Genomic DNA, 11,684 nt, shown 5'->3' with positions numbered 1-11,684 from the left:
CATTGTAAAGGTCGTGTTACTCCATTATTACCTTTTTGTTCCTTTAGTTTTACCAAATTGTTAACATATTAAATTACCGTTAACTCCACGAAAGCGATATATCATCATTTTGTATTATCTTTACCTTTACTACCGCGAAAATAGTATGCGTTTGTTATGAAGAAAAAAGACATTAAGATTTTATTAGTCGATGATGAACAAGATATCTTAGAGATTGTAGGATACAATCTTGCTCAAGAAGGGTATCAAATTGTAACGGCTACTAACGGTAAAGAGGCCATTACTAAAGCCAAAAAAGAGCTGCCACATTTGATTATTATGGATGTGATGATGCCCGAAATGGACGGAATGGAAGCTTGCGAAAACATCCGTAAATTGCCTGAACTCAGCAATGTCATTATTACTTTTTTAACTGCACGCAGCGAAGATTATTCTCAGGTAGCCGGTTTTGATGCCGGTGCCGACGATTATATTACCAAACCTATTAAGCCGAAATTGTTGGTGAGCAAAGTGAAAGCATTGTTACGCCGACTAAAAAGCGATGACCAAACCACCGAAACCCTCAATGTAGGCGGTATTGAAATCAATCGCGAAGAATATAAAATCATCAAAGAAGGTAAGGAAATTATCCTGCCGCGCAAAGAGTTTGAATTGTTTTATTTATTGGCTTCCAAACCCGGGAAAGTATTCAAACGCGAAGAAATCCTGGATAAAGTTTGGGGCAATGAAGTTATTGTTGGCGGCAGAACTATTGATGTTCACATCCGAAAACTCCGCGAGAAAATCGGTGAAGATTTATTCAAAACCATCAAAGGAGTAGGTTACAAACTCGAAGTCTAAATGAAGGTCAATTTCAAGAAAACATATACTTTTGCGTTAGTTTCTACAACGTATATTACCCTTTTTTCCACCGGTTTTCTTGGTATTTTATTGTGGTTTTTCCACGAATTCTCCTGGGCTATTCTACTAGTTTTTGCCTTGTCAATGGCTACCTTTTCTTTCTTCGTTATACAGTATCGCGTCGAGCATTTTATTTATCGAAGGGTAAAAAAAATCTACGACGATGTTTCGTTACTCGAATCGACTTCTTTCCGAAACCAACCCATTACTACTGACATGGCTACGTTAACCAAGCAAGTGAAAAAATTTGCAATGGATAAAAAGATGGAAATCGAAACGCTCAAAGTGCGTGAAGAATACCGTCGGGAGTTTTTAGGGAATGTCTCGCACGAACTTAAAACGCCGTTATTCACCGTTCAAGGCTATCTTTCTACTTTGTTAGATGGCGCGATGAACGATAAAAATGTGCGTAAAAAATACTTGGAAAGAGCCGAGAAAGGCGTAGAGCGACTGATTTATATCGTAGAAGATTTGGATATGATTTCCAAATTAGAAACCGGCGATTTGAACTTAGAGTTGTCTAAATTTAACATCGTCGAGCTTATCCAAAATGTCTTTGATTTATTGGAAATGAAGGCTGATAAAAAGAACATCATTCTGATGTTCGACCGTAAATACAGTAAACCCATCAAGGTCTTTGGCGATAAAGAAAAGATCCAACAGGTGTTGACCAACTTGATCATGAACTCTATAAAATACGGCAAAGAAAACGGCACTACTGAAGTCAGCATTGAAGATTTGGTGAACAATAAACTCATCATCCGCATCCGCGATAACGGTGAAGGTATCGACAAGCACAATTTGTCGCGAATTTTTGAACGCTTCTTCCGCGTGGACAAAAGTGGAGCGCGCAGCGAAGGCGGTTCCGGTTTAGGCTTGTCTATCGTGAAACACATTATCGAAGCCCATGGCGAAAAAATTTATGTGGAAAGCGAGTTTGGCAAAGGTTCTGAATTTTCATTCACCATGGAAAAGTATAAATAACTGTTTCCAATTTACGGTTGCCTCACTTTTAGGGAAACCTTTATACAAATCGATTTCGAGCAATTTTTCGGCTTTAAATTCGCCTTGCTTGGCAAAGGGCGCCATGCCTTTTCGTTTGCATCGTTTGGCTAAATATTCTTGTTCAAACTGACCGGGAGTCGGAATAAAAAAAGCTTTTTTCTCCAATTTTGCCAAATCCATCACCGTCGTGTAACCCGAACGACAAAGTACCAAGTCACTCTCATTAAAAGCCTTTTCCACTTCTTCCGAAGTCATAAAATTGTAATACGTGATGTGACGGTCTGTTTTGATGTTTTGCTCCGGTTCTACTTTTCCTTTGATAAAAAGAATACTTCCTTCGTAATCCTGAAGTTCAGCTGTTAGTTTATCCTCCAACATAGTCCGTTGTGGTTCCGGTCCCGACAAAATAACCATCAAATCGTATCGCAACGGCAAGTTTTTTTTGACCAAACGACTCAATGGACCAAGGTATTTTAAGTTAAGCGAACTGTTTTCCAAGTGGCCTAATTTTCCCGTCAAGTTGGGCTGGTCTTTGCAGTCCGGTATCCAGCATTCGGTAAATTTTGCTATAAAAAATTGGTGTAGCTTGGAGGAAATCCAAGTGGTTTTACCCGACAATACATTTAGCTGGTGTGTGATAAAAACGCTCGGCACTTTTTTGCTGTAAACGCCCAAACGGTTATCGGAAATAATGCCTTTTAAATCGTATTGTTTGACCAATGATTTGACCTTCTGTTTTTCTTCAAAAATGGCCTGAATCATTTTCGGGCTGTTCTTAATGAGTTTCCATTTGAAGTCCTTTTCGTCTTTGGCATATTCTATTTCGTAAGAAGGCAGTTCAATCGAAATAAGTTCCGGAAATTCTTTTTGTAACAGTTGAAGCGCTACACCGTCAGAGGCAATAATAGGTGTAAAGCCATATCGCTGTAGTTCTTTAATGATAGGGATACAGCGGGTAGCATGACCCAAGCCCCAATTTAAGGGCGCAATTAGTATGTTTTTCGAAGTCGTTTTCAAGTTGGGAAGGTAAGCTTTTAACATTGCAAAGTAAAAAAGATTTCGGATAGTTTATATTTCCTTAATTTTACCAAAAAATTAAATCTGTGGGCAGTAAGAATAAACTAAAGCGATTCAAAGAAAACGAAACCTTTCAAAACGTGTTCCAACCAACTCGTGAAGAAGTAGTAGGTGGACAATTTCCGTTAAAAGGCAAATGGAACAGCGAATTTTTCAAAAATAACCATCCTATCATCATCGAATTGGGTTGTGGTAAAGGCGAATACTCGGTAGGCTTGGCCGAACAATATCCCGACAAGAATTTTGTGGGTATCGATATCAAAGGTGCCCGATTTTGGCGTGGTGCTAAAACGGCTGTAGAAAGCGGTATGCACAATGTGGCGTTCGTTCGTACCCAAATAGAACTCATCGAAGGGATTTTTGCCGAAGGCGAAGTAGCCGAAATTTGGATTACGTTCCCCGATCCGCAAATCAAATACAAACGTACCAAACACCGCATGACCAATAGCGAATTTCTGAAATTATACAAACGAATTCTCCAATCGGACGGCGTGGTTAACTTAAAAACCGACAGCGAATTCATGCACGGTTATACTTTAGGGTTATTACACGGCGAAGGCCATGAAGTGTTATACGCCAATCACAATGTATATAAAAACGAAGGTGCACCTCAGGAAGTAATCGGTATCCAAACTTTTTATGAGAAACAATATTTGGAAATCAACAAGGCAATTACGTATATTCGTTTCAAAATCAAATAGATGACCAACTTCTTGCCGCTTGTATTGGGTTTTTGCATTGCTTTTTTGGCGGTTATACTTCCGGGTTTAATCAACATGACAGCAGCCAAAATCAGTTTACAAGAAGGTAAAAACGAAGCGATTAGCTTTGCGGTCGGTGCTTCGGTAGTGGTGTTTGTACAAACCTTTATTGCCGTTTTGTTCGCCCGATTCATCAGCCAACACCAAGAAATTGTAGCGACCTTACAGGAAATAGGTATCTTTATTTTTGCCGGATTGAGCGTGTATTTTTTCTGGATTGCCAAAAAGCCGAAAAAAATCAAACCTGAAGCCAAAATCAAAGGCAAATCGAACCGCTTCTTTTTTGGGATGTTGCTCTCGATGCTTAATTTATTGCCGATTCCTTTCTACGTATTTGCCAGTATGGGTTTAGCCGCAGCGGGTTACTTTAGTTTTGATAAAATTCCGGTGGCGACTTTTGTAGCTGGTGTCGTATTGGGTTCTTTCAGTGTTTTTTACTTGTATATTGTCGCCTTTAAAAAGATTGAAAAGAAAACCGAATTTTTAATGCGAAACATCAATTATGTCATTGGTTCGGTGACCACTTTCATGGCTATTGTAACGCTAATAAAACTTCTTTGCGATTAAAATGGAAGACAATTTTTTCGAAAGAGTATACGATATTGTCCGCCAAATTCCCGAAGGAAAGGTCACTTCCTATGGCGCTATTGCAAAAGCGCTAGGTTCGGCTCGTTCCGCACGTATGGTTGGTTGGGCGATGAATGCCAGTCACGGACACGATGATGTTCCGGCGCACCGAGTAGTCAATCGCATTGGGATGCTTTCCGGGAAACACCATTTTGACGGCACTAACTTGATGCAACAATTGTTGGAAAACGAAGGCATCGAAGTTGTCGATAACCAAATCGTCGATTTTGAAAAGCATTTTTGGCAGCCTGAGGTTAAGCGATTGTAAGCGATATTATTCCAGCAAACAAACCGTAAACTTCGTCCTGTTTTCACCATTTTCAAAAGCCAAATAGCCGCCGTGCGCTTCGATGATGTTTTTGGACAAAGTCAGCCCAATACCCGCACCGTCTTTACGAGTGGTAAAGAATGGCAAGAAAATTTTATCTTCAATTTCGGGTTCAATGCCGGCACCGGTATCAGTAATAATAAGATAAAGGCGTTTTTCTTTGAGTTCAGCGCTAATGCTGATTTCTCTTTGGTCTTTTCCCTCTAAAGCATACATGCTGTTGGTTAGCAAATTGATCAGCACTTGCTCCATTTGATTGCGATCTACTGTAATCCATCGTTTAAAGTTCAGTTGGTTAACCACGGCAATGGATTCCTTTTTGAACAAAGGTTGCATGATTTGCAAACAGCTTTCCACCAATTCCGATAGCTCTGTTTTTTCTTTTTTAGGCGATGGCAACATGGCGAGTTTTCGATAGCTTTCTACAAATTCCTGCAGGTGATTACTGCGATTGTGCATCGTGGCTACGCTTTGTTTGATGTCTTCCAAATCTTCGGCCGACAAACTTTCTTGTTGGACCAATTCGTTTAAATTTTGCGAAAGCGAGCGAATCGGTGTGAGCGAATTCAACAATTCGTGTGAAATGACTTTCATCAAATTAATCCAAGCTTCTTTTTCTTTTTTCTCTACTACTTTCTGAATGCTATCCAATAAAATAATGTAGTATTCTTGGTCAAAAGTCTTGGTTGCTGAGGTTTGGATGAGGAAAGTTTGGGTGTCTTGTTTGTTAACCCTGATTTGCAATGAGGTTTTCATTTCCTGAAAATCTTGTGCTTCAATAATCTCGCAAAGCGATGGCAATTGGTTTTTCAAATAATGCCATCTGGAAACTTTCGGCACTTCAAAATGCTTCGAGAAATAATCGTTCATCAAAAAGATGTTCCATGATTCGTTTTCTTTTTGTAAGATGATGATGCCGGTTTCGATGTTGTTTAGAATCGACCGATAAATCAGGTCTTTCGAAAGTTGTTCGTGCTGTTTTTCTTTGAGTTTTCCATACAACTGAAACAAACTGGCGTAGTTGTGATAGGATTTGTGTTGGGAAAAATCGGCTGAAAAATCGTTTTGCAAAATCGATGCAATAGTTCGGTCAAACACCAAAAACGCATTGCGCAGAAAAAAGTACAATTCGGTCAGCAACAAAAAAGTAACAAAACCCGAAAACAATCCGGTGTAAATCAAATCTTCGGAAAACAAATAAATGCTTAGCCCAACACAAAAAACCACCAAAATTAGGCGGAAGAAAAGCAGTTGGTAGAGTTTGTAATTTTTAAACATTTATTCCGGATTGATATTGTATTTTTCCATTCTTCGGTACAAAGCGGCACGCGACAAACCTAGTTCTTCCGCTGATTTGCTGATGTTATAACCGTGTTTGACCAACACTTTTTCAATGGTATTTTTCTCTACATCCGACAGCGGCAAATCGTCTTTGCTTTCGTAAATTGTAACCAGATCTAAGTCTAAATCGGCCGCCGAAATCGTGTTGTTGTCACACAAAATCACCGCGCGTTCAATGCGGTTTTCCATCTCGCGGATGTTGCCGTTCCAAGCGTGTTTCTCCATTTGTTCCAAAGCTCTCTCGCTGTACACAATTTTGTTTCGGTTGTATTTGGCGATCATTTTATCCAATAAAAATTGGGCCAACGGAATCTTGTCTTCTTTGCGTTCTTTCAAGGACGGCAAGGTAATTTCCATAGTATTAATGCGATAATACAAATCTTCGCGGAAGTTTTTTTGGGCGACTTCTTCCTTCAAGTTCAAATTGGTAGCTGTGATGATTCTCACATTCAGCGGACGCGGCTTTGATTCGCCCAAACGAGTCACGGTTTTGGTTTGGATGACTTGCAACAATTTCGATTGCAAATGTAAAGGCACATTCCCAATTTCATCCAGGAAAATGGTACCGTTCTGCGCATTTTCAAAACGTCCGGCGGTATCGGCTTTGGCATCGGTAAACGCACCTTTGGCATAACCGAACAATTCGCTTTCAAAAATATTATCGTTTAACGAACCCAAATCGACATGCACAAACACATTGTTTTTTCGATTAGACTGTTGGTGAATGTACTGCGCCATCACAAATTTTCCGGTGCCGTTTTCACCCAAAATCAGGACATTGGCATCGGTTTTAGCTACTTTTTCACCCAAAGCATAAGCCTTTTGGATCAAGTTAGATTGCCCGATAAAAAATGAATCCGTTAAAGTATTTTGATCCGTTTTCTTTTTAACTTTTCGGGATTCTTCAACAGCTAGTTTTACCGTTTGCAGAAGTTTTTCGTTTTCCCAAGGTTTCAATACATAATCAAAAGCTCCATTTTTTAAGCCTTCTACAGCGGTTTCCACTTTTCCGAAGGCTGTCATTAAGATGACGATGGTTTTAGGCGAAAGTGTTTTGATTTCTTTTAAAAAGTACAAGCCTTCGCGTCCGTCTTCAAATCCGATGCGGTAATTCATGTCCAATAACACCACATCTATGTCGTTTTCCGATAACAATCGAAGCACATTTTTCGGATTGTTGAGTGTAAAAATCGTCTCAAAGTGTTTTTTCAAGAGCATTTTGGCCGCAAAAAGAATGTCTTCTTGGTCGTCTATGACTAAAATGTTGGCGTTTGTTTTTTTCATTGAAGCAGCAGGTATTTCAAATCACTGTTCGGTTTCGGACAAATGGTGTTCGATTATGAACACTTGTATTTTTTATTCAGCTGTAAATCGCTTAAAAACAGCGTTTTGTAAATTTTAAAACTTTGGCACAAAATTGTACTCACTCGTACTAAAATAGTTACAATGGACACCATCCTCGAACGTAAAAATAACAAAAAAAAGTATCTGACCGCAGCGGTTTTAGCGGCACTTATTTTGGGTTATGCCGCTTATGCCATGATAACCAAAAAAAGAGCCTATAATGTAGCCCAAAGCGAAATCACTATCAAAACCGTAGAATCTGACTTTTTTGAAGATTTTATGGTGTTGCAAGCCCGAGTAGAACCTATGAATTCGATTTTAGTCAACATAGTCGAAGGCGGTTCCGTACAAGAAATTTTTGTGAGTAACGGCGATAAAGTAACCCAAGGCCAACCGTTGGCAAGGTTATACAATCCGAATACCGAGTTGAATTATATGCAACAGGAAACGGCTATTATCGAACAAATTAATAATCTCAACAAAGCCAAATTGGATTTGCGCAATCAAGAACTGAATTTGGCCAAAGATTTAGTATCGATTGAACACGATTATCAAGATGCCAAAAACTTGTATGATTTGCATAAAAAATTATTTGACCAGGAAATTTTAGCCAAAAACGATTGGGAAAAAACCCAAGAGAATTTTCGCTTTCAAAAAGAACGCATGAACATCATCAAACAAAGTGTGACCAAAGAAAAACAAGCCAATCAAATTCAAATCGGACAGCTCAATCAATCCATCGGTATCATGGAAAAAAGTTTGGGTGTTTTGCGCACCAATAAAAAGAATTTTTTGGTAATGGCACCGCTTTCAGGGCGATTGTCTTCGTTTGAACCGGTGTTAGGCCAAACCTACCAACAAGGTCAAACTTTGGGTAAAATAGATGTGATGAAAGGCTATAAATTATTAGCCGATGTGGACGAATTTTATTTGCCGAAAGTAACCCAAGGGCAAAAAGGAACCGTCGATTTTAACGGTCAAGAAGTAGCTGTGGTAATTGCCAAAGTAATACCCGAAATCAAAGGCGGGAAGTTTCAGGTTGAGTTGAATTTCAGCGGCAATGAGCAACTCGATTTGAAACAAGGATTGAGTTTCAGTGTGCGACTGAATTTATCTGAAAAAACAAAATCGATTGTACTTTCTAAAGGCACTTTCTACCAAGAAACCGCCGGAAAATGGATCTTTGTAGTCAATGGCAATAAAGCCGAAAGGCGCAAAATAACCATCGGCAGAGAAAATCCGTTATATTACGAAATTACCAAAGGATTACAACCCGGCGACAAAGTAATTACTTCTACATATCGAGATTATTTGGAAGCGGAAGTGTTGAGTATTGAATAACACAAAGAGTATGAATATCATTTTAACTAACAACCAACAGTAACAAATGAAACTATTATTGACATTTATTTTCAGTTTAGTAATAAGCTTAACGATTTCGGCCCAAGAAAATGCGCCTACTATAAAAGGGAAAGTGAAAATTTCTATTAAAGAAGGCACTTTTGAATGTGATTTAACCATCAGCGAAATTCCGGCTATTCAGGATTATGTGATCAGATTGAATTCGGGGATGAATTTATTACACATGAAAAGCAAAAAGCCGAATGAGTTTGTTTTGGGCTACAATAAATCGTTAACAGATTCTACATCAACAGGGGAAACATTAGCCTATTTTTATCCTGATAATAAAGGTAAGGGGAAATTTTTGCCCAAGGAAATCCAATTTAGGTATGTTGGTAAATATCCGGTTGCGACCGATACCATTGAAAACTATTCCAAAGGAGATTGGAAAGGTAATATTGCATTCAATGGCTATTCGGTTAGAACTGATGGAAGTCAAAGTGCATGGTATCCGTATCTTTATGATGCTAAAAATGATATTTCATATGAGAAGATGTACTATGAAATAGACTTTGAATGCGTGGATTGCTCTACCATTTATGTAAACGGAAGTAAGCCGGTTAAGTCACAGAAAGTTACTTTTAAGAGTGAGCAACCTTATGAATTGGCCTTATTTTGCGGAAAGTTTGATTTTGTAAACGACGGCAATCTCATTTTACTAAACCCAACCTTTACCAAAGAAGATGTAACCGATTTTTCAAGCTTAGTTTCACAATACAAACAATACTATGAGAGTAAATTGAAAATCAAATTCTCAGAACCCCCGGTGTTTGTAAGCACAACACCAACTGCACCAAAGTATGGTTGGCTGTTTGTTTCATATCCTACAATTATGGGCATCGGTTATGGAAACGACGGATTAGGAGCACTTTTTGACAAAAAACAAGATTGGTACAAGCAGTATATAGGCCATGAACTTGGACATTATTATTTCGGAACCTACAAAGTTTTAAACTCGGAATTGGGCGATATGATGTCGGAAGGATTTACCGAATACATCTCTCTTAAATTAGTTGAGGACATTCAAGGAAAAGACATTTACGATAAAAAAATAGAGGAAAATATTAAGTATTTAACCGATTTTAAAACCATTCCGATAGCCAAAATAAAGTCAATCTCTGAAATTGGTGACCGACAAACTTTTGTTTACGATTATGCTCCAATGATGTTCATCGCCATTGAAAAAGAAATCGGTACAAAAAAAATGTGGGAATGGATGCATACTCTTTTAACCGTTAAAACCGATTTTACCAATTACAATTTTCTGTTGTCAACCTTGCGTCAAACGCTCCGTGATGAAAAGAAATTGCAAACAATAATAGACCGTTATTTCGCTAATGAAAAATCGGTAGAAAATATTATCAATGTCATCAAAAAACGAACACTATGATACACATTCAAAATCTTTCCAAGGTTTTCAGAACCGAAGAAGTCGAAACCAAAGCCCTAAGCGAAGTTTCAATCACAATCAATCAAGGCGAATTTGTTACCATTATGGGTGCCTCGGGCAGCGGAAAATCGACGCTGTTGAATATCGTTGGCCTTTTAGACAGTGCTACTTCCGGAAACTATCAACTCCTTAATCAAGAGATGACCGGCTTAAACGAACAAGAAAAATCCAAAATCAGAAAGCAAAATATTGGGTTCATCTTCCAAAATTTCAACCTGATTGATGAGTTGTCGGTATTTGACAACATCGAATTGCCGTTGATTTACAACAATGTTCCGGCTTCCGAAAGAAAGCAAAAAGTAGCCGCGATAGCCGAGCGTTTAGGAATTTCACATCGCTTAAAACATTATCCGCAGCAGCTTTCCGGCGGTCAACAACAAAGAGTAGCCGTGGCCAGAGCTTTAATCAATGATCCGAAAATTATTTTGGCCGATGAACCTACCGGAAACCTCGACAGTAAAAATGGGAACGAGGTCATGGAATTACTCACCGATTTGCACGCCAACGGCTCGACCATTCTAATGGTAACGCATTCTGATTACGACGCTTCGTTTTCGCAACGCACCATTATCATGAAAGACGGTATGGTACTTTCTGAAAAAACAAACAGCAGAAACGTCGATGTTTTTGTGTCTTGATCATCACTTTTAAAAATCATTATTATGTTTAAAATTATCACCACAACCATCGCCTTTTTATTGGGTTTAATAGCTTTCGGACAAGTGTCTGAAAACAGAACGGTAGCCGAGTTTTCCAAGTTGAAAGCCTCTCACGGTATTGAAGTTTTTTATACGGTATCAACCACACAAAGCGTGAAAGTAGAAACCGATGACAATGAAAAATTAGCCTACATCAAAACAGAGGTAGAAGGCCAAACCCTCAAAGTGTATGTTGATAATAATTCCAAAGAAGACTACAGCTACGGAACCGGTAAAGGAAAAAACATCAACGGAATGCGTTTTAAAGTTTTAAAAGTATACATCACCGGCAAAGCACTTACAGCCATCAAAGCGAGTTCTTCGGCCAGTGTGAAATTGGAAAACCTGAATTCGGTGGATCAATTGGAAGTGGCTGCCAGTTCGTCGGCGACAGTTTCCGGAACTTTTGATTGTACCGATTTGCAAGTCGATATCTCTTCAAGCGGAAATTTTAAAGGAAAAGTCAATGCCAAAAATGTGGCAGTTGAAGTCAGCAGCTCAGCCGATTGCGATTTGATGGGAAAAGCCGATAAAGTTACCATCAAAGCCAGCAGTTCAGCCGATTGTAATGCCAAGGATTTAGTGGCTGAAGAAGTAACGGTAAGAGCTAGCAGTTCAGCCGATGTAACTGTTTTTGCTTCCAAATCATTAGATGCCACAGCCACTTCCAGCAGTAGCGTGGATTATTTCGGCAACCCTTTTCAAGTGAATACCGATAAAAGTTCTTCGGGTTCTGTGAACAAACGATAATC

General features: G+C 38.9%; 12 protein-coding genes. 9 read left to right on the top strand and 3 right to left on the bottom strand.

All coding sequences use genetic code 11. The features are described 5' to 3' along the window. Window positions 1–156: 156 nt before the first annotated feature. Both SK086_RS00890 and SK086_RS00885 read left to right on the top strand, forming a co-directional pair. Window positions 157–840: a response regulator transcription factor gene (locus SK086_RS00890; RefSeq protein ID WP_290873038.1), complete on the top strand. Its 684-nt coding sequence runs from the start codon at window positions 157–159 to the stop codon at window positions 838–840. After that, window positions 841–1,884, top strand: a complete 1,044-nt coding sequence (locus tag SK086_RS00885) for a sensor histidine kinase (RefSeq protein WP_290873041.1) — start codon at window positions 841–843, stop codon at window positions 1,882–1,884. Here SK086_RS00885 and SK086_RS00880 read toward each other — a convergent pair. Then, window positions 1,858–2,946 carry a glycosyltransferase gene (locus tag SK086_RS00880; RefSeq protein ID WP_324689054.1) on the bottom strand — a complete coding sequence of 363 codons (1,089 nt, stop codon included), beginning with the start codon at window positions 2,944–2,946 and terminating at the stop codon, window positions 1,858–1,860. The genes SK086_RS00885 and SK086_RS00880 overlap by 27 nt on opposite strands. Before the next feature lie 62 nt (window positions 2,947–3,008). Between SK086_RS00880 and trmB the strand changes: the two genes are divergently transcribed. The 3 genes from trmB to SK086_RS00865 are packed head-to-tail and all read left to right on the top strand — an operon-like array spanning window position 3,009 to window position 4,638. Further along, window positions 3,009–3,683 (top strand): tRNA (guanosine(46)-N7)-methyltransferase TrmB, encoded by a 675-nt coding sequence (trmB, locus tag SK086_RS00875; RefSeq protein WP_290873047.1) that lies wholly within the window; start codon window positions 3,009–3,011, stop codon window positions 3,681–3,683. Further along, window positions 3,684–4,310 carry a LysE family transporter gene (locus SK086_RS00870; protein WP_324689051.1) on the top strand — a complete coding sequence of 209 codons (627 nt, stop codon included), beginning with the start codon at window positions 3,684–3,686 and terminating at the stop codon, window positions 4,308–4,310. A gap of 1 nt (window position 4,311) precedes the next feature. Next, on the top strand, window positions 4,312–4,638 hold the full coding sequence (locus SK086_RS00865; protein ID WP_290873053.1) for an MGMT family protein: 327 nt from the start codon (window positions 4,312–4,314) through the stop codon (window positions 4,636–4,638). A 6-nt stretch (window positions 4,639–4,644) separates the two neighbouring features. Here the strand turns inward: SK086_RS00865 and SK086_RS00860 are convergent, their stop codons facing one another. Together SK086_RS00860 and SK086_RS00855 are read right to left on the bottom strand one after the other, a co-directional pair. Then, window positions 4,645–5,976, bottom strand: coding sequence for a sensor histidine kinase (locus SK086_RS00860; RefSeq protein WP_324689047.1), 1,332 nt, complete (start codon window positions 5,974–5,976; stop codon window positions 4,645–4,647). Further along, the gene (locus SK086_RS00855) at window positions 5,977–7,323 is read right to left on the bottom strand and encodes a sigma-54-dependent transcriptional regulator (RefSeq protein ID WP_324689044.1); all 1,347 of its coding nucleotides are present in this window, start codon (window positions 7,321–7,323) and stop codon (window positions 5,977–5,979) included. Window positions 7,324–7,485: 162 nt separating this feature from the next. Between SK086_RS00855 and SK086_RS00850 the strand changes: the two genes are divergently transcribed. From SK086_RS00850 to SK086_RS00835, 4 genes are read left to right on the top strand one after another with little or no spacing between them, the layout of a single operon-like run. After that, window positions 7,486–8,724 carry an efflux RND transporter periplasmic adaptor subunit gene (locus tag SK086_RS00850; RefSeq protein WP_324689042.1) on the top strand — a complete coding sequence of 413 codons (1,239 nt, stop codon included), beginning with the start codon at window positions 7,486–7,488 and terminating at the stop codon, window positions 8,722–8,724. Window positions 8,725–8,770: 46 nt separating this feature from the next. Beyond that, window positions 8,771–10,174, top strand: coding sequence for a gluzincin family metallopeptidase (locus tag SK086_RS00845; RefSeq protein WP_324689040.1), 1,404 nt, complete (start codon window positions 8,771–8,773; stop codon window positions 10,172–10,174). Then, on the top strand, window positions 10,171–10,872 hold the full coding sequence (locus SK086_RS00840) for an ABC transporter ATP-binding protein (RefSeq protein WP_324689038.1): 702 nt from the start codon (window positions 10,171–10,173) through the stop codon (window positions 10,870–10,872). The genes SK086_RS00845 and SK086_RS00840 overlap by 4 nt, the downstream gene beginning before the upstream one ends. 24 nt (window positions 10,873–10,896) lie before the next feature. Then, entirely contained in the window at window positions 10,897–11,682 is a 786-nt protein-coding gene (locus tag SK086_RS00835; RefSeq protein WP_324689036.1) for a head GIN domain-containing protein, read from the top strand. The last annotated feature ends 2 nt before the right edge of the window (window positions 11,683–11,684 follow it).

Source organism: Flavobacterium cheonhonense (assembly GCF_035671315.1).
GTDB classification, from domain to species: domain Bacteria; phylum Bacteroidota; class Bacteroidia; order Flavobacteriales; family Flavobacteriaceae; genus Flavobacterium; species Flavobacterium cheonhonense.
Note: the sequence above shows the minus strand (reverse complement) of the source record. Positions and strands in the feature narration are given on the sequence as shown.

Bases quoted from the DNA above. Each gene is read 5' to 3' on its own strand.
- SK086_RS00835 (WP_324689036.1), top strand. From the start codon at position 10,897: ATGTTTAAAATTATCACCACAACCATCGCCTTTTTATTGGGTTTAATA.
- SK086_RS00860 (WP_324689047.1), bottom strand. From the start codon at position 5,976: ATGTTTAAAAATTACAAACTCTACCAACTGCTTTTCTTCCGCCTAATT.
- SK086_RS00870 (WP_324689051.1), top strand. From the start codon at position 3,684: ATGACCAACTTCTTGCCGCTTGTATTGGGTTTTTGCATTGCTTTTTTG.
- SK086_RS00850 (WP_324689042.1), top strand. From the start codon at position 7,486: ATGGACACCATCCTCGAACGTAAAAATAACAAAAAAAAGTATCTGACC.
- SK086_RS00840 (WP_324689038.1), top strand. From the start codon at position 10,171: ATGATACACATTCAAAATCTTTCCAAGGTTTTCAGAACCGAAGAAGTC.
- SK086_RS00885 (WP_290873041.1), top strand. From the start codon at position 841: ATGAAGGTCAATTTCAAGAAAACATATACTTTTGCGTTAGTTTCTACA.
- SK086_RS00845 (WP_324689040.1), top strand. From the start codon at position 8,771: ATGAAACTATTATTGACATTTATTTTCAGTTTAGTAATAAGCTTAACG.
- SK086_RS00865 (WP_290873053.1), top strand. From the start codon at position 4,312: ATGGAAGACAATTTTTTCGAAAGAGTATACGATATTGTCCGCCAAATT.
- SK086_RS00890 (WP_290873038.1), top strand. From the start codon at position 157: ATGAAGAAAAAAGACATTAAGATTTTATTAGTCGATGATGAACAAGAT.
- SK086_RS00855 (WP_324689044.1), bottom strand. From the start codon at position 7,323: ATGAAAAAAACAAACGCCAACATTTTAGTCATAGACGACCAAGAAGAC.
- SK086_RS00880 (WP_324689054.1), bottom strand. From the start codon at position 2,946: ATGTTAAAAGCTTACCTTCCCAACTTGAAAACGACTTCGAAAAACATA.